The 19,136-nt window shown below is 43.4% G+C and carries 13 protein-coding genes; 8 read left to right on the top strand and 5 right to left on the bottom strand.

Going from position 1 to position 19,136, the window contains the following annotated elements; translation table 11 throughout:
* Window positions 1-27: 27 nt before the first annotated feature.
* Genes J4E06_RS06650 through J4E06_RS06640 form a run of 3 tightly spaced genes read left to right on the top strand, consistent with a single transcriptional unit; the run spans window position 28 to window position 1,912 of the window.
* A complete protein-coding gene (locus J4E06_RS06650) occupies window positions 28-879 on the top strand; it encodes an alpha/beta fold hydrolase (RefSeq protein WP_349523252.1) in 852 nt (283 codons plus the stop codon).
* On the top strand, window positions 880-1,374 hold the full coding sequence (locus tag J4E06_RS06645) for an RNA polymerase sigma factor (protein WP_349523251.1): 495 nt from the start codon (window positions 880-882) through the stop codon (window positions 1,372-1,374).
* Complete coding sequence (locus J4E06_RS06640) at window positions 1,361-1,912, top strand: hypothetical protein (protein ID WP_349523250.1); 552 nt, start codon at window positions 1,361-1,363, stop codon at window positions 1,910-1,912. Before J4E06_RS06645 ends, J4E06_RS06640 begins: the two co-directional genes overlap by 14 nt.
* 419 nt (window positions 1,913-2,331) lie before the next feature.
* On the opposite strand, the gene J4E06_RS06635 is transcribed toward J4E06_RS06640, so the two are convergent.
* The 5 genes from J4E06_RS06635 to J4E06_RS06615 form a co-directional block, all read right to left on the bottom strand.
* Complete coding sequence (locus J4E06_RS06635) at window positions 2,332-3,786, bottom strand: sulfatase family protein (RefSeq protein ID WP_349523249.1); 1,455 nt, start codon at window positions 3,784-3,786, stop codon at window positions 2,332-2,334.
* Between the two features lie 22 nt (window positions 3,787-3,808).
* Window positions 3,809-5,245: a RagB/SusD family nutrient uptake outer membrane protein gene (locus J4E06_RS06630; RefSeq protein ID WP_349523248.1), complete on the bottom strand. Its 1,437-nt coding sequence runs from the start codon at window positions 5,243-5,245 to the stop codon at window positions 3,809-3,811.
* Window positions 5,246-5,263: 18 nt separating this feature from the next.
* The gene (locus J4E06_RS06625; RefSeq protein ID WP_349523247.1) at window positions 5,264-8,599 is read right to left on the bottom strand and encodes a SusC/RagA family TonB-linked outer membrane protein; all 3,336 of its coding nucleotides are present in this window, start codon (window positions 8,597-8,599) and stop codon (window positions 5,264-5,266) included.
* A 208-nt stretch (window positions 8,600-8,807) separates the two neighbouring features.
* Window positions 8,808-9,842 (bottom strand): FecR family protein, encoded by a 1,035-nt coding sequence (locus J4E06_RS06620; RefSeq protein ID WP_349523246.1) that lies wholly within the window; start codon window positions 9,840-9,842, stop codon window positions 8,808-8,810.
* 92 nt (window positions 9,843-9,934) lie between these two features.
* Complete coding sequence (locus tag J4E06_RS06615; protein WP_349523245.1) at window positions 9,935-10,531, bottom strand: RNA polymerase sigma factor; 597 nt, start codon at window positions 10,529-10,531, stop codon at window positions 9,935-9,937.
* Window positions 10,532-10,810: 279 nt separating this feature from the next.
* On the opposite strand from J4E06_RS06615, the gene J4E06_RS06610 reads away from it, so the two are divergent.
* From J4E06_RS06610 to J4E06_RS06590, 5 genes are all read left to right on the top strand, one after another.
* Window positions 10,811-12,538 (top strand): sulfatase family protein, encoded by a 1,728-nt coding sequence (locus tag J4E06_RS06610; protein ID WP_349523244.1) that lies wholly within the window; start codon window positions 10,811-10,813, stop codon window positions 12,536-12,538.
* Between the two features lie 111 nt (window positions 12,539-12,649).
* Window positions 12,650-14,332, top strand: a complete 1,683-nt coding sequence (locus J4E06_RS06605; protein ID WP_349523243.1) for a sulfatase family protein — start codon at window positions 12,650-12,652, stop codon at window positions 14,330-14,332.
* A 67-nt stretch (window positions 14,333-14,399) separates the two neighbouring features.
* Complete coding sequence (locus tag J4E06_RS06600) at window positions 14,400-15,500, top strand: formylglycine-generating enzyme family protein (RefSeq protein ID WP_349523242.1); 1,101 nt, start codon at window positions 14,400-14,402, stop codon at window positions 15,498-15,500.
* Window positions 15,501-15,512: 12 nt separating this feature from the next.
* Entirely contained in the window at window positions 15,513-16,322 is an 810-nt protein-coding gene (locus J4E06_RS06595) for a helix-turn-helix domain-containing protein (RefSeq protein ID WP_349523241.1), read from the top strand.
* A gap of 110 nt (window positions 16,323-16,432) precedes the next feature.
* The gene (locus J4E06_RS06590; RefSeq protein WP_349523240.1) at window positions 16,433-18,883 is read left to right on the top strand and encodes a TonB-dependent receptor; all 2,451 of its coding nucleotides are present in this window, start codon (window positions 16,433-16,435) and stop codon (window positions 18,881-18,883) included.
* The last annotated feature ends 253 nt before the right edge of the window (window positions 18,884-19,136 follow it).

Raw genomic sequence — 19,136 nt, 5'->3', positions numbered from 1 at the left:
CTAAAGCAAAAATCAAATACAGAAATCATGAAGAACACCATTCTTTCCTTGGCAATATTGTTTACTTGTCTTACCCAGGCGCAACAGATCGACCAACCTCAACCTGTTCATATAGAGGTTACGGGCAGTGGAACACCGGTTCTGCTCATTCCCGGCTTTACGGTCCCCGGCGAAAGCTGGGATTCCATAGTCGGACAGTTGGAGAAAAACCATGAGTGCCATATTCTTACACTTGCCGGTTTCGGTGGCAAAGCGCCCATTGAATTTCCTTGGCTACCCAAAGTCAATGAATCCATTGAAAATTACATCCACAAGAACCAACTGAACAACCTGACCGTAATCGGGCATAGTTTAGGTGGCACAATAGCCACCTGGCTCGCCAGCAGGGAGAACAACAAGATATCCAAAATCATATTGATAGACGCATTACCTGCCACAGGTGCGCTCATGATCCCAAATTTTGATCCTGAAAGTCTGGCATATGACAGCCCGTTCAACAACCGGTTATTGTCCATGGACGAGACCGAATTTGAGCAAATGGCCCAAGGTATGGCCCAAGGAATGAGCTTATATGCGGAAACCCAAGAAAGCATTAAAGACTGGTTGATATTGGCCGATAGAAAAACCTATGTGTACGGCTATACCGATTATCTCAAACTAGATGTAAGGGAAGACCTTAAGAATATTTCCGTTCCGGTAACAATAATCGCAGCGGACAAGCCCTATGGAAGAGCAATGGTGGAACAGACCTATACGGACCAATACGCTAACTTAGCAAAATATGATTTGATCATTGCCGATAATTCCGCTCACTTTGTCATGTTCGACAAGCCAGAATGGTTCATGGAACAAATCAAACAAATACTAGCAGTGCACTGAATGGACATAGAAAATGAATTCCAACAAATATATAATTCACATGCTCATAAGGTCTATGGATTATGTTTGGGCTATGCCTCAGGGGACGAAAATTTGGCGCAAGAGTGGCAGCAAGAAACCTTCATCAAGGTGTGGAACCATAGAAAGACTTTCCGGTCCGAGTCATCTCTTGGCACTTGGATTTACAGAATTGCCGTAAACACCTGTTTGGGAGATTTACGAAAACCCAAAAAACTTGTCCCGATCAACGAAGCCGTTCTGGAAACAGGTGCAACCGATGGGAAAAGCGATAAACGGGAAGCACAGATCAAAAGAATGTACCAATGTATCGATAAACTCAGCCCGACCAATAAAGCCATCATACTGCTAGAACTGGAGGAAGTTCCCCAAGCTGCGATAGCGGAAATGCAGGGAATCGCACACGGTGCATTGAGAACCCGATTGAGCAGAATCAGAAATTCACTTTTAAAATGTATCACAAATGAAAAACGATGATCTATCCCAAATTTGGAAAAGTCAAAATAGCGACTTGACCCTCGATAAGCCGGACAACATTATTAAAAAGGCCAGGAAACAACGCAATGGACAATTCGCAACAATAGCAGTACTATCCATAACCATAATAATTTTGATGGCCTTTGCTATCAAGTACGCCAGCAGTGACTGGAATAATTTTACGCTGGGCCTTTTGTTGATGATTTCCAGTCTTGGCTTTAGGGTCATCATCGAGTTTGTCAGCATTTACCGAAAGGAAAGCCAGCTGATCGCGCTGGACAATAGGACTTATCAAGAATATCTGAAAAAATATTATGGCATAAGATTGAAGGCAAATTACATCATCACCCCTATTTGTTTTGGAGTGTATATTTTGGGATTTACAATGCTATTGCCCTATTTCAAGAGCGGGTTTACCGAAGGATTTTACAATTACATTTTGATTTCCGGCATTGTCTCGCTTGCTGTCATAGCGTTAATTGTAATAAAAAGTGTACTAAGGGAACACCTTTTTCTAAAACAATTGAACAGAAGATAGCCAATTAGTTCTAGTGCCATTGTGAGGCAATTATGTTCATTTTATATGGTAGGTAAGCGCTGGTTGGAAAAGCCGGACAAAGTATATCAGCTTCTCTGGATAAAATTGAGCACCCTCGGTACTAACACAAAAACTTGACTTTCAAAATTCTACATCCAAATATTGGATGGCTAAAATTTTCCGTTTTGGATGGTCTCAACCATCCGGCACACCCTATCTATCCACAAAGATATGCCAATAAATGCATGTAGTTAAATGATAGATAGTTCAGATCATGAATATGCAGCGGATAACAATATCAGGACCATCCATTTCTCTGAAAGTTTTAAAATTTATGAAAAATTAAAAAGCACGGCTTGCACCGTGCTTTTCTCCTTGAATTTCTATCAAATAATTAACTAAACCAAGATAGATTCTTATTAGCCACGATCTTTTAATTGATCTGGACCTTTTACCATATTATCATTATGAATTTTTACCGCCTCATTGATTTTGGCAATGATTTCCGGGTTTTCTTTGGATATATCATATTTCTCGGAAGGATCTACATTCAAGTTATAAAGTAAAGGTGTCTCATGCTCCACAGCATCTGGACCATAGGGGTCTTGCGTAACATAATGTGCCTTATAATCCCCTACCCTCGCAGCGTAGAGTTTATCTCCGCGATAGTAGAACATATCATTCCTGGGGCTCTTCCGCCCCTCAAATAATACGGGGGCCAAATCCACTCCATCCATTACCCTATCGTCAGGAATTGGTACGTTTACCATATTACTGAAAGTAGTGAACAAGTCCATTGTTGTTCCCAAATCGGTAACTATTCCGGGTTTTATTCTACCAGGAGACCAAAAAATACAAGGCTCGCGCATGCCCCCTTCCCAGGTGGATCCTTTTCCGTTTCTCAACAGTCCAGCACTTCCCCCTTCTTCGTTCATAATCAACCAAGGGCCATTATCGGATGTAAACACCACAATGGTGTTTTCCGCGAGCCCATTTTGTTTTAAGGCATCGAGTACTTGCCCAACACTATGGTCTATCTCTTCCACGACATCGCCGTATAAACCTCTTGGGCTGGTGCCTTCAAATTCCTTGGAAGTGAACAAGGGCACATGGGGAAGGTTGTGCGCCAGATACAAAAAGAAAGGTTCGTCTTTTTTCTCTTCAATAAATTTTACAGCCTCTTCCGTATATCTCTTGGTAATGGTATGCTGATCGGCCGGACGTTCAACGATTTCCGTATCCCTCATCAAAGGAACATTAAATGTATTGATATCCTTTCGCTCTTCGGATTTCCAAAAATCAAAATACCCTTCCATCGATCTAAAGGGAACCAAATTGTCCATGTCGTTGCTGTAGGGGATTCCGAAATAGGAATCAAAGCCATGACTGGTAGGAAGAAACTCTTCCTTGTGCCCCAAGTGCCATTTCCCTATTGCCGCTGTTGCGTAGCCTGCCGCTTTCATCTGCTCCGCTATGGTAACCTCCGTTTGAGGCAACCCATTGTGCGAATCAGGAAAAAGCACACGGACTTCGCTGCTGGCCATACCGTTTCTCACGGGCAGCCTACCTGTCATTAATGCAGCACGACTAGGTGTACAAACACTGGCCCCCACATAAAAGTTGGTCCATTTTTGGCCTTCATGGGCCATTTGATCTAAATATGGCGTCCGAATGGTCGGGTGACCATAAGAACTTAAATCCCCATAACCCAAATCATCGGCAAAAATGATGACAAAATTAGGTTGATCGCTTAGCGCAACTTCGGTATCTTTTTCTTGGTCTTTTTGATTTCCCTGACAGGAGCAGACCGTTGTTACCACAAGAAATCCTGCAGTAACCCAAAGCATTTTGTTTATCTTTTTAAAATTGAACATATTGATTATTTGGTTTTTTAGATTAATAACCCGGATTTTGTTCCAAGCTGGGATTGGCATCCAACTCCACTTGGGGAATGGGGAACAACACATGGTAATCCTGTGCATTTTTGCCTCGAGCCTGGGCCCTGGAAATAAATACACCATGTCTTATCTGATCTTCACGGGCTTTTTCTTCCCAATAAAATTCCCATTCCCTCTCTTGCAAAATAGCATCACGAAGTGACGCTTTGGTAAACCCTGCCAACGTGTATGGCGCAGCTTCCGCCCTTTCCCTAACCTCGTTGATAAGATCGATGACTTCTTGGGTCGGTCCTGAGATTTCGTTCAAGGCCTCCGCCCTACTAAGTAGAATATCCGCATAGCGAATTACGGGAAGGTCGTTTCCTGCCCAAGCCCCTACAGAATTGGGCTCAAAAGGCAATTTATACGGAAAGGACTGATCGTTTCCAAGTCCTGTGACCAGTTCTCCAGTATTGGTACTGGTCCATTCCGTAATAATCTGCTCCTTACGGGTATCCGTTTCCTCAAAAGAATTCACGAAGTCATCAAAAAGGTACGTTCTTGCAGCAAATACAGAGTTGTTCGAAAATGGCACGGGAAAATCAGGTGGAAAGGTAAGTGCGTTCAGGCCTTGACCTGTCCCTGTCAATGTTGCCCCATCCTTTGGGAGCACCCAAATCAACTCCGGGTTACCTTCATTATCATATGCAAAAATATCCCCGTAATTTTCAAGCAATTCATATTTGCCCAAATCCATGACATCCTGAGCAGCATCAGCTGCTTTTTGCCATTGTTTCGTATTCAGGTAAAATTTACAAAGTACGGCTAAAGCCGTTCCCTTGGAGGCTCTTCCAAATTGTGGCTCTTCAACGGGCAAACCATTCACGGCCAAAGTAAGTTCCTGTTCAATAAACGAACGTGTAGCTTCCACAGTTGCTCTCGGTTGCAATAGCTCATCTTCCGAAGATGCGTAAATTGGAAGTTCCCCAAACCAATTATAGAGGGCAGCATAATTCCATCCCCTTAAAAAATGAGCTTCCGCCTTGGTCAATTGTTTAAACTCTTCCGAAAGGTTTTCATTGTCCAAATTGTCCAGAATAAGATTGGCATCACGGATACTGTTATAGTGCACCTGCCAAACTGATAAAAAATGCGCATGGTTGGAGTCCCAAGTAAAATCTATCTCGGCCACCCAAAGGTTTTCAATGGAACCTCCAAGCCCCCAAGTTTCGCCGGCGGTCATGCTACTCATATGATACGCGCCCCATGAGGCCTGAACGTCATTGTTCCTGTGCGCATAGGTATAAGAAGCGTTCAATAAAAATGACATTCCCTTTTCATTGTTCAAGAGATTGGAAGGGGACAGTTCAGAAAACACTTCTTCATCGAGCTTATCTTCACAAGCTGTAAAAACGGTTGCCAATAAGGCAATGATTATTATTCTATGTAATTTCATTTCTTTATGTTTTGAGTCTTAAAAATTAGCAGTCAGTCCCAAAAGGAAAGTACGGGCCAAAGGATAACTACTGTAGTCTACCCTTACATTACTTCTGCCAAATGAATTGGCCTCCGGATCAAAACCACCATAGTTGGTTATGGTAAACAAGTTCTGGCCTGTCACGTAAACACGGAGAGCGTTCATAAAGTCCAAGTTCTTTACAGGGACGTTATAACTTAGCATCACATTCTTCAATCTAAAATAGGATGCATCCTGTACTGTAAGGGAATTCACCTTGCTTCCACCATAGGCATTGGGGTTGACGGATGACGGCCATTTGGTATTCGTATTCTGAGGCGTCCAACGGTCCAAAACTTGTTCTGCTATCCTATTTCTCCTAAAGTTTGCGGGATACAAAGATTCTATGAGGTTAATATTGATCAAATCGGCCCCTTGCTGCCCTTGAAAAAAGAAGTCCAATTGGAAATCTTTCCAAGTAATGGAGTTTTGAATACCATAGGTGAAATCCGGGAACGGGTTTCCGATAATGGTTTGATCCAATGGGGTAATCGCTCCATCTCCGTTACGATCCTCAAAAATTGGAAAACCAGGTTGTGCGGTCGGTTGTGCAGAGCCTGCAATGTCATCTCCTTCCTGAAAAATACCGGTAACCACATACCCATAATAAGAAGCCAGTGATTCGCCTTCTTGAATGACAGCTGTATTTCCAACGGATTGGATACTTCCGGTAACGATACTTTCAATACGGCCCAAATCCACCACTTCATTTTTTATGGCCGAGAAATTCAATGATGTTTTCCATGAAAAATTGTCTGTGGATATATTGGTGGAGTTGAACAAAAACTCAAAACCGCTATTTCTTACCTCCCCTACATTCTGAAGGATGGAGGGATATCCTGAAGCTACGGGCAACGGCAGGTTGAACAAAAGGTCCTTGGAACTCTTAACAAAGTAATCCAAAGTAGTGCTAAAACGACCCTGGTGAATTGATGCATCAATCCCTATATTAAATTGCTCCGTAGTTTCCCACTTAAGGTCCGGGTTGGCAATTCGCTGAGGAATTGCAGATCCCTGTAGTGACCCATCCAGCACCACGTTGGGTCCGGTGCCAAAAGTAAGCTGGGAAGCATAGTTTCCAATTTCTTGGTTTCCGGTCTGTCCCCAACTGGCACGCAACTTTAGTTGGTTGAACATTTCAGGAACAAAATCCTCTTCTTCCAATTTCCAACCAAAAGCAAAGGAAGGGAAATACCCCCACTTATTATTGGTACCAAATCGAGAGGAACCATCTGCACGCAAGGAAGCCGTAAGCAAAAATTTATCGAAAAGCGTATAGTTGACACGACCTAGATAGGAAAGCAGGGTATTCTCTTCCTTACCACTTTGCAATTCATCATTATTGGTATTTCCCAATCCTAAATTATTGGTGAGCAGGTCATCCGTGGGAAAACCACTAATGTTTCCCGAGAAAAAACGGGTGCTGAATTTTTGGTACGTAGTACCTCCAAGCAATGTGAGTGCATGATCTTCATTGAACTGCTTGTTATAGGTCATTGTATATTCAAAAAGATAATTGGACCTCTCCAGTGCATTGATATTGGCGATCCCTCCCGCTGCTGCACCATATATCGTATTTGAATTGTTGTAGATGTCTCTTCTTGATGTTTGCCTATCGGTACCAAAATTAAATTTACCTGATAGCTCATCCGTGAAATTGTAATTTAGGAATACACTCCCAAATGTCCTGTTGGTTTCATTGGTACTGGATATGGCATTGATCAAAGTAACCGGGTTGTTGACGGTAAGGTTTGCCGATTGGGCAAAGGTGCCGTCTTCATTATAAATAGGCTCTGTGGGATCATATAGCAAGGAGGCATATATGGGGCCCGCGTTCTCATTGGTCTGGATACCGTCCACATTATTGTTGTCCTTTACCAAACTGGTGTTAAAGTTCAATCCCAACTGGGCTCTTTCGCCAATTTTGGTATCAAGATTGATTCTTCCTGTATATCTTGTTATACCCGAGTTTTTTACAACGCCTTCTTGATCAAAGTAATTCAACGAAGCATAAAAAGATGTTTTCTCCGATCCACCGCTTACGGATAGATTATGGCTGGTTATTGGGGCTGAACGAAAAACTTCGTTCTGCCAGTCTGTTCCATCCCCTATTGCGGCGATATCTTCGGAAGAGAATACTGCCGGGTTTCCTTGATCTGCCGATAACGAATTTATCACATCAATATATTCAGATGTGGTCAAAAGGTCAATTTTTTTAGCCACGGTCTGCAATCCTGCGTAAGCATCATAAGTGATGTTCACTCGTCCTTCCCCACCCTTTTTGGTAGTTACCAATATTACACCGTTTGCACCACGAGAACCATAAATGGCCGTTGCAGAGGCATCCTTTAAAATTTCAATGGATTGAATATCGGCAGGGTTCAATGCGTTGAGTGGGTTTCGTGGACTTTGATTGTCCCCTACCTGTGCGGCGCCTCCCCCACTTAAATTTGGGCTGTTGTCAATGGGAAAGCCGTCGATTACATATAAAGGCTCGTTACTTGCATTCAAGGAACTGGAACCTCTAATACGAATGGCCAATCCCCCTCCCGGAGCAGAACTTGATTGGGTTATTTGCACACCTGCAGCCCTACCCTGCATCATTTGATCTACGGAAGCATTGGCTCCTGGATTCATATCATCCTGCCCCAAGGAAGCGACCGACCCTGTCAAGTCACTCTTCTTTTGGGTTCCATATCCAACCACTACAATTTCATCCAAAGCGGCTGCACTTTCCTGCAAAACAACATTGATTGTCGTTTGCCCTGCCACATTGATCTCTTTGGAACCAAACCCAATATAGGAAATCACCAATACCGCATCCTCATCCGATAGTTCGATAACGAAATTTCCATCAAAATCGGTCTGCACACCATTGGTTGTTCCTTTTTCCAGTACACTGGCACCGGGCAAAGGCATGCCTCCTTGATCCGTAACGGTTCCTGAAACGGAAACCTGGACCAATGGATCATTGACTTTTAAAGGAACTGGAGGTGGTTTTTTAAAAATGATTACTTGACGATCCTGTACTTTGAACCCTAAATTGAATCGTTCCAGTACGGGTTCCAAAATCATTTGAAGGGTCGCATCCTTTTTGGTTACCGTTATTCGGTCACTGGTAGGAAGAGTGCCATCTTTATAGAAAAATATGTATTCGCTGTTCTTTTGGATCTCATCCAATAGGGTTTCCACTTTCACCTCATGTAAGTCGAGGGTCATTTTGGATTGGGCATTGGTTTCCTTCGCAAAAAGCGTTGTCAATCCGACAGCTAAGAAAAGTGCAAAAGATCTCATTAGGTCTAAAATGATGTGTCTGGTCACATTTATGCCCAAAAAATGCGCACATCTAGTGTGATAATTCATAATTTTGTTGTTCAGTTAATAGTTTTGTCGTTAATTCTTTGCGATAGAACGCATTACAGGCCAAGGGATGTTGGCGCATCCTTTGGCTTTTTTTATTCTTCTTCAATTTTTCATTGGCAGTAGTTGTTTGTGTTGGTTATTATTTGAGCAATATGCTTTCTTTGTTTTCTACAATTTGAAAATCTGTGGTTTCTTTTATTGTCCGGAGCACTCGGACCATATCTTCGGATAAATCCAATCGACCGGAAAAAGTTTGATATGCCAGTTCATTGTCCCCAAAAAAGATGGGTTTGTTATAATATCTGGATAAACGGGAAGCTATTTCCCCTAAACTGCTGTTGTCCAAGGTCAAGAAACCATCTCTCCAAGAGAAATAATCGTCTGGGTCGACTTCTTGTGTACTGATTTTTTTGGATTTTTTATTAAAGCTGGAAAGCGTTCCCGGTTTCATCAAAAAACCTTCATCTTCGTTTTCATAGGTAATTCTAATACTGCCCGATTTAAGGACAGTTTGCATGACCTCATCTTCGGAATAATGGGATACATTGAACACAGTGCCCAACACCTCTATACTTTGCTTGCTGGATTTCACCCTAAAAGGCCTGTCCTTGTTATGGGCCACTTCAAAAATGGCTTCACCTTCCAAATAGACCTCCCTTGACTTTTTTGAAAAAGCTGCGGGAAACACGAGCTTGGACCCTGAATTGATCCACACTTTGGTGCCATCGGAAAGTTTGATGAAACTTCTTTTTCCATAAGGGACCATAACGGTATTAAAGGTAGGCTTGTCGGTATCCCCTAGCCGTTGTTCTATACTTTTTCCGTTACCCATACTTACATTGGAACCTGTTTCCGAATATTCCACACGTCCCTCATCCTCATCCAAGGCCACTTGGTTCCCTTCCCCTAAAATTACAGTGACCTTGTCCGGGTTTTGTGGCGTGGCCGTGGGCATATCCCTAACAAACTGATCTATCGTGGGTTCGGCCTTGGACGCATTGAAAAAATACCCCAATGTCAATACAATCGGCAATAAAGCCGCTGCGGCCCCGTAAAATTGACGTCTTCTTCGACGCAGACGGAGTTCTTCCTCCTTTTTGGCAGAGGTGAGTATTCTATTTCGTAGATCGGCTTTTCTTTCTTTTGACCAACCTTTTTTTGGAGTATAACCCATAAGTTTTTACATATTCGAGGGCATAATTGTATCCCCTTTCATAGATAAGAGAAAGAAAAGTGCGGTGTATAGACAAAAAAGATTTTATTTTTTTATAACAGGAGCAATTGCACCTTTTCGCGAAGTATTTTTAAGCTGCGATACAACAAGGTTCTGGCGGAAGCCTTGGACACTTCCATGCGTTCTGCAATCTCACCATAGGATTTATTTTCCACAAACCGCAGGTGGAGGGCGTTCTGTTGATGGTTCGTGAGGGAGTCCATAGCAGTTTTTAGAGCCAGTTTTAAATATTCAAGCTGTTCCTCATCTATCCATTTGTTCTCCGAAGAATTCTCGATATGGTTTGAATCGTTATGCAACAATCGCTTAAAACTATCTTCTTCGATCAGCAATTCCTTGGATTTATTTCTCTTGAACAACCTTCGCTTTAACGAAGTGGACAGGTAAGCCTTAAGGTTTTGGATTTGCAGCGCTTTGTGCCTTGCTCTGAACAAATCCAAAAAAAGATCGTGAACCTGATCTTCCACCCAGGATACCTCTGTTACATAATGCAGCCCAAATTCCATCAAATGGTCCACATGCATATCGTACAAACATCCGAGCGCCTCCATATCCCCACGGTGCAAACGTTCCAACAGCTTCTGTTGAAAATCCAATGCATCACCCTTTTGATTATTTGAAAGAGGCATTCTTTGAGTTTGTTTAGTTAGTTGAAGTGGCTTGTAACGTCTAAAAAATTACAATTGTCATATTCACAATTATAAAGTTATATTTTGACAAGTTGTGTTCAAATATATAAATTTTTTAAATATATGTTAATTCAAGTGTGAAATCAAAAACACAATCACCGTCTTATCCTTTTCATTTTTTAGTGGTACACTCCCCTATTTGAAGAAAAATCCAGAGGCCTTGTCTATATCCTGGCTTGGAGTTACTCTATACTATAGCAACCCTATCAACTCCAAGGTATGAACTCTTTTTTATATCGTAAGACTATTTTGACCAAAACCAAATTATCCGTGTTGGTCATAATGTTCTTTGCCCCACTCTCTATTGTAATTTCCCAAAACCAACCCAATATTGTATGGGTGGTTTGTGAGGATATATCCCCTTATATTGGTGCTTATGGGGATGCTACGGTACGTACCCCCAACATTGATGCCTTGGCGCAAGAAGGGGTTCGTTTTACCCGAGTGTATACCACAGCAGGTGTTTGTGCGCCCAGTAGATCTTCCATAATAACAGGAATGAACCAAATATCCATAGGGACCTCCCATATGCGAACAAAAAACAGACCAAGCTTAATGCCCGAGGGAGTTCCCAGTCATTCAGCCGTATTGCCCAAAAATGTGAAGGCATTTCCAGAATATTTGAGAAAAGTGGGATACTATACCACCAATAATGCCAAGGAAGATTATCAGTTTGAAGAACCTGTAACGGTATGGGACGAAAGCAGTGTGGCGGCCTCTTATCAAAATAGAGCACCGGGACAGCCCTTTTATAGCGTCTTTAATTTTGCCATATCCCACGAATCCCAAGTAATTTCCCCGCCAGATTCCTTACACCATCAACCTGACGACATGGTTTTGCCGCTGTATTACGAGAACACGGCACAAATGCGGCACGATAAAGCAGCCTTATACACTAGAATTGAACAAATGGACAGTGATGTCGGCGAACTCATCACACAATTGAAAGAGGACGGCGTTTATGACAGCAGTTATGTTATTTTCTACAGTGATCACGGGGGCAACCTTCCATGGATGAAACGAGAGGTATTGGAACGGGGGTTGCATATTCCCTTCATAGTCAAATACCCAAATGGAACCAATGCCGGCACTGTGAACAATGACCTAATCAGCTCCATTGATTTTGCTCCCAGTATGCTCTCCATTGCAGGGGCGGAAATACCGGGTTATTTACAGGGAAAGGCCTTTTTGGGACCTAGTAAGAGCCAAGAAAAAAACCGATATGTATTTGCCGGCAGGGATAGAATGGCGGATAAATACGATCGGGTCCGTTCGGTTAGTGACGGCACATTTAGATACGTTTACAATTTTCATCCCGAAGTTTCCAAATACCAGGATTTGGCTTATCGAAAACAAATGGCCAGTATGAAAGAGATCATTGAAATGCGGGATGCCGGGACCATTACCAACCCCTATCTATTGGATTGGTTCAAGGCCCCGAAACCCCAAGAGGAGCTTTATTATACGGCCAAGGACCCTGATGAAGTCCATAATTTGGCAGATGAACCATCGTATCGGAAAAAGAAAGAAGAATTGAAACAAGTACTGTTCGAATGGTTGGAAGATGTTGGGGATATGAGTGAAATTCCCGAAAAGGAAATGGTGGTGGAACATTGGTGGAACGGAAAAAATGAACCTCCTTTGACCAAAAACCCAAAAATAAAAAAGAACAGGGAAGGCGTTGCCTTAAGTTGTGATACGGAAGGTGCCTCCATTGGGTACCGAATATTTGATGGCCCTCCGGCCGACACCACAATCAGCAGGCCAATACACACTTGGGGGTTTTATTGGTTATTTAGGGATGGGGACAAAAAAACCATTGAGGTACCCAAACCTTGGACCGTATACTCCGGTGGGACAATCCCTCTCAAAAAGGGACAGACCATACAGGTGAATGCGCATCGCATTGGATATAGACCCAATGAAACAACATACAGATCCAACTAAAGGTGCGGCAACATTTCAATAAAGAACAATCCATGCCCAGATGCCCTTTTATTAGTTTTAGCACTTAAAAGGCATCGTACACTTGTCAATTTCAAATACTATTAAAGACCAATGAAACATCAATTGAACAAACCAATTACCAAACTATTTTACATCTTTCTTGGGTGCCTATTAGTGGTTTCCTGCAAGGGTGACATCAAAAAAGAAGCAACGCAAAAAGAAGAAAGCAAAAAAAGGCCCAATATTGTTTTCATCATCAGTGACGATCATGCCTTTCAAGCCATAAGTGCTTATGGGGGACGATTGGCAGAGGTTGCTCCAACGCCAAACATTGATCGGATCGCCGAGGAAGGAATGCTTTTTGACAATTGTCTGGTCACAAACTCCATCTGCGGCCCCTCAAGAGCAACCATTCTCACGGGAAAGTACAGTCATCAAAACGGATTTATCGACAATACCATTGGCACCAAGTTTGATTTTAAACAACAGACTTTTGGCGAACTCCTGCAACAAGCAGGGTATAAAACAGGGGTGTTGGGAAAACTACATTTAGGAGACACCCCATCCAAAGGCTTTGACTATGTGGACATCTTGCCTGGACAAGGTTCTTACTACAATCCTACCTTTATCAACGAGGAAGGACAATATCAATTGGAAGGTTATACCACCGAAATCATTACCGATAAGGCGATTCAATGGATGGATTCCGTTAAGTCCGAAGAGCAACCTTTTATGCTGTTTCTTGGTCATAAGTCCCCGCACAGGCCTTGGCAACCTGGCCCCAATGAATTGGGCATGTATGAAAATGTTGAGATTCCTGAACCTGAAACCTTGTTCGATGACTATTCCGGAAACAGGGAGGTGGCCTCCTTGAACTATATGTCCATTTCGGAAGCCATGAAAATGGAACAGGACATCAAGATTACAGCGCAACCTCAAAACGGGTTTACCGAAGAACAACAAAAACAGTGGGACTCCATTTATGGGCCTATAAATAAAAAATTCAAAAAAGATAACCCCCAAGGCGATGACCTGACCCGATTCAAGTACCAGCGCTATATGCGGGATTACCTTGCCAGTGTGGCCGGAGTGGACAAAGGTGTTGGCCAGGTATTGGACTATTTAAAAGAAGCTGGTCTAGACGAAAACACAATTATCATTTATACCTCCGATCAAGGATTTTATCTTGGGGAGCACGGCTGGTTCGATAAACGATGGATGTACAAGGAATCCTTGCGCACCCCATTATTGGTAAAATGGCCAGGGATTGTTAAACCAGGTACGGTCAATACCGATTTGGTCTCCAATCTCGACTTTGCCGAAACTTTTTTGGATATTGCACAAACCGAAATTCCGGAAGACATGCAAGGAAAAAGTATCCTTCCTGTGTTAGCGGGGAATACACCTTCCGATTGGCGAAAAGCTCATTATTACCATTATTACGAGCACCCTTCGGAACATGATGTGAGACGCCATTATGGGATTACCACCTATCGGTACAAATTGATTCACTTCTATTACGATATGGATGTCTGGGAATTATATGATTTACAGAAGGACCCCAGTGAACTGAACAATATTTACGGAGATCCCGAATATGCAGAAGTTCAGGAGGAACTACATAAACAACTGGAGGAACTCAGGATAAAATATGAGGACAATGATTCCTTGAATCAACAATTTATCGAGGAATACAATGAAAAAGTGAAAAAAAATCCTTTGATCGAGTATTGGAAGCTTTCACCGGAAGAGATGCAAAAACTGTATCATGAATATCTAAAAAACAGGGAGTAAAGATTTAACTCCACACGACCCTTTGCAAAATACTTCGGACAAAAAAATTCAAAAAACCGAAAACAAAATGACAGCTCGGCACACCTATACTTTTTGCTTTTTACTATTGATCCTGTCCATATCCTGTAAATCCAAAACGGACCAATCAAAAGAAAGTGTTGGCAATTCCACAACCATAGAGCCTCCAAAGCCCAGCAAAGCTCCAGGTGAAGCTCCCAAAGGAATGGTATGGATACCGGGCGGGGAGTTCAACCAAGGCGCCTTGCCCAATGACCATATGGCGATGTCCCATGAAAAACCCACACACAAAGTACATGTGAATGGTTTTTTTATGGATATCCATGAAGTGACCAATGCACAATTCGCCAAATTTGTTAAGGAAACCGGCTATGTTACCATGGCCGAGCGCGAGATAGATTGGGAAGAAATGAAAAAACAGTTGCCCGAAGGTACCCAAAAACCCCATGATTCCATTCTGCAGCCCGGATCTTTGGTGTTCAAAAAAACAAAGAGCAGCGTTCCCAACCTCTATGATTACTCCCAATGGTGGGAATGGAAGATCGGCGCCAATTGGCGGCATCCCTACGGTCCTGGAAGCGATATCGAGGGAAAGGGAAATCATCCCGTGGTCCACATAGCCTATGAGGATGCACAGGCCTATTGTAAATGGGCGGGACGGAGATTGCCCACAGAAGCCGAATGGGAATATGCCGCCCGTGCCGGAAAAGACGAGAGCATATTCTTTTGGGGCAATGACAATTCCCTATTGAGCTCCCGTGCCAATTCTTGGGAGGGCGAATTTCCCGTGGAAAATACGATGGAAGATGGTTTTGAACGCAGTGCCCCTGTCATGAGCTACCCCAAAAACGATTTCGGTCTTCATGATATGGCCGGCAACGTGTGGGAATGGACCAGTGATTGGTACAACACCAATTACTATCAAAAGCTCGCTTCAAATGGAGAGGTCACACAAAACCCAAAAGGCGCAGCAAGCGCGTTCAATTCGAACAATGCCTATGCCCAAGAACGCGTGATTAAAGGAGGATCGTTCCTCTGCAGTGCCTCCTATTGTGCCAGCTATAGAATTTCTGCCCGTATGGCCACCAGTCCGGATTCGGGTATGGAACATTTGGGCTTTAGGACCGTTCGTTCAGCAAATATGCCCTAATTTTAGTGACGTATGGGTACAACGATCAAAGTGAACAACAAGATTTCCCGTGCACTGGATATCAAAATCGAGCCCTTCGATGTGAACAAGCGCTACACCAGACCGCACCGGCACAATAAGTACCTGGAACTGGTTTATTTCAGCAAGGGATCGGGTTTTCACCATATGGATCAAGATTCCTATGAAATCAAACCTCCCATTGCCTTTATCGTCAAAAAGGATGAAGTGCACCATTGGGAAATCGACAGTGTGCCCGAAGGGTATGTCATCATCCTTAAAGATGGCTTTTTGGACAGGACATTGGACAAACACCTCAATGATCAATTTAGGCAACTTGAAAATCACCGAGCATTTGAAGTGCCCGTGGATGCATCGCTCAATTCCCTCTTTCAATTGGCTTCCGAACTGGTGAAGGATCAAGCAAAAGGTTCCCAAATCACGGTGGAGGGAATCCTTAAGGCCCTGCTGTCCAAATTATTGCGCTATGCACCCAACAAATCCCATTTGGAACAGAGCTTGGCATTCAATTTTAAACAGCTCCTTCAAGAAAGTCCCAAAAATGATGTCTCCCATTACGCTGATTTGTTGCATACCACCTCCCAAAACCTGAACACCCATTGCAAAAAGGAGTTCGGCAAGACGGCATCAAAGGTCATTTCAGAGCATATTGTCCAAGAAGCAAAACGACAACTTACCTATACCGACCTTTCGATAAGCGAAATAGCATACGCCTCAAATTTTAAGGACAGCTCACATTTTATAAAATATTTTAAAAGGTTTGAAGGCGTGACCCCGCTACAGTTCAAGAAAAGTAAGATGTGATAGATACCATTCTTTTTTCAAAAGAACCATAATCGCGCTATTGCAGCACCTAATTTTGAGGCAACATATCATAGCTGCCTGAAACCATGTTCCCCAAATGCCCTCTTTACTTGTTTTTGCTCCTGTTCACTACCGTTACATCCGCTCAGATTACCGGTGAAATTGTCGATGCAACGGGTCAGAACCCCTTGGAATATGCCACTGCCGCCCTGTATGACCGATCATCGGAACAACTCATCACAGGGGTCATCACGGATTTGGATGGGGGTTTTCGCATAGCGGGAGTAAAAAAAGGCACCTATTATCTTGAAGCTTCCTTTATAGGGTATCGGACCAGTACCATCCGCGATATCGAGATCACGGGCAGGAACCAGAACCTGGACCTTGGCACCATAGCATTGTCCATCGGGGAGAATCAATTGGACGAAGTTATTGTTGCGGGAGAACGGGCGGCCATCATCAACAAAATTGACCGTCAGATTTTCGATGCGACCAATTTTCAGAACAGTCAAGGAGGAAATGCCACGGATGTGATACGGAACATTCCTTCGGTTACGGTAAACGGTCTGGGCGAAATCAATGTACGGGGCAACAGTGGCTTTGTGGTCCTGCTCAATGGCAAACCCGTGCAGGGAGGGGCATCGACCTTATTGAACCAACTGCCCGCCAATTCCATCGATCAAGTCGAGGTGATTACGGCACCTTCGGCCAAGTATGATCCGGAAGGGAAAGCTGGAATTCTCAACATAATCACTAAAAAAGGAGCTATTGACGGAGCATTTGCCCAAATCAATGTAAAGGGAGGATTTCCATCCATTGAAAACTATGACAATGCAGAGGCCCACCAACGGTACGGTATTGATGCCACATACAATATGATCAAGGGCGATTGGAACATTTCCCTTGGGGCGAACTACCAGAGGAACGACCTTGGGGGACGACGCGAAGGGGATGCCTTTACCATCATCGACGATACCTTGACCCGGTTTCCTTCCGATGGGGAACGTAGTTTTGACGAAGTTAACTATAGCGGAAGGTTTTCGGTGGACTACGCCCCGGATAGCACCAACTCCTATTCCCTTGGTTTTTATGCGGGGAAACGCAGTAAGGACAGGACGGCGGACATCCGCTATTACGATAATCACGCCATAACACCGGCAATGGGCGGTGATCGCGTGTATACCATGCAATACTATAACGAAAATCTGAGAATAAGGAAAGGGGATTTTGTCTTGGGAAGCCTGGACTATGCCCATACTTTTGACAACTCCTCCAATCTTTCCACTTCATTGCTTTATGAATATACCTTGTTGGGAGGCCCGACCACCAACCGCAATCTCGGGTACCCCGACACCAACACGATCCTGCAGGACGAATACAATACCAATGACAACCCGTTGCACGGAATTCGCTTTCAACTGGATTATAGGTGGAATCCATTTTCCTTCGGGCAATTGGAAACAGGCTACCAGTACCGATTGTTGGATCATACGGGCGATTTTGTTTATGAAAGAAGGAACAATGCCACCGGGCAATTTGAACTGGTGCCAGAATTTTCAAGCGAGGCAGACCTCAAAAGAAAACTACATTCCGGCTATGCACAATTGAGCGGTAAAAAGGGATCATGGGAATATTCAGCGGGAACAAGGGTCGAGGCCATGAATCGGGAATTTGACCTTAGGGACAAGACCAATACCATTGACACTACCTATGTATACGACTATGTAAGACTGTTCCCCTCCGCTTCGGTACAGTACACCTTCAAGGACAATACCAAAATAAAAGCGGCCTACAGCAAAAGAGTGGAACGCACCACCACATTTAAAATGAACCCGTTTCCAGAACGGGAACACTCGGAGACCTTGGAGCAGGGAGACCCGAGATTACGGCCTGAGTTCATCGACCTGTTCGAACTGGGAGCGACCAAAAATTTCAAAGGGGGCAATTCGATTTATGCCACGGCCTACTTTCAGGATGTCAAGAACCTCGTCAATCGGGTCAATACGGTGTATAACGACACCATCTTGAACCGTATCTACACCAATGTGGGCAAGGCCAGCTCCCTGGGCTTGGAAATCGGAGCTCAAATCAGCCCCACCAAAAACTGGTCCAACTTTATCGGGGGCAATCTCTATACCTACAAAATAGATGGCTCCTTTGATGGAAGACCCGTGGATTCCGAAACCTTTGTATATTCCATTAACGCCAATAGCACCTTTGATTTTTCGGAAACGGCATCACTTCAGTTCACCTTCAATTATATTTCGGATAGAAACACGGCCCAAGGAGAGGATTCCAGGTTCTATTCTCCCAACCTAAGCTTCCGAAAATCCTTTTTCAATGACCGACTGAGCGCAACATTGCAATGGCAGAATATGGACCTAGGGCTACTGGACACCAATGAGCAAAGAATCACCACTTTTAGGGAAGGTGGGTTTTATACCACTACAAATTACGTCTATGAAGTGGATATGATCATCCTCAACCTCTCCTATACCTTTAACAACAGCAAGAACAGATCAAGGTTCATTGACAGTGAATTTGGTAAAAAGGAATTTTAATTATTTGCTATAAGAGTTCGCTTGAAGCCAAATATCCAGCGCCACAGCGGTCAAAAAACCATCACTTATCTTTAGAACAAGTCCCGTCAAACTATAGTACCTGAGGGCTTTGAGCATTTCATTATCAAATTTGATGAGGGTGACCCACAAGCAACTTGGAGATCCACAAGGGTATAGAAAAATTGCATATACAAACCCCTTGCACCCTTACCCATTTCGATTATCGAAAAGCAGGTGTTTACGGTATGAGGAT

The sequence above is a fragment of the Allomuricauda sp. NFXS6 genome, from assembly GCF_040148835.1.
Taxonomy (GTDB): Bacteria; Bacteroidota; Bacteroidia; order Flavobacteriales; family Flavobacteriaceae; genus Flagellimonas.
Note: the sequence above shows the minus strand (reverse complement) of the source record. Positions and strands in the feature narration are given on the sequence as shown.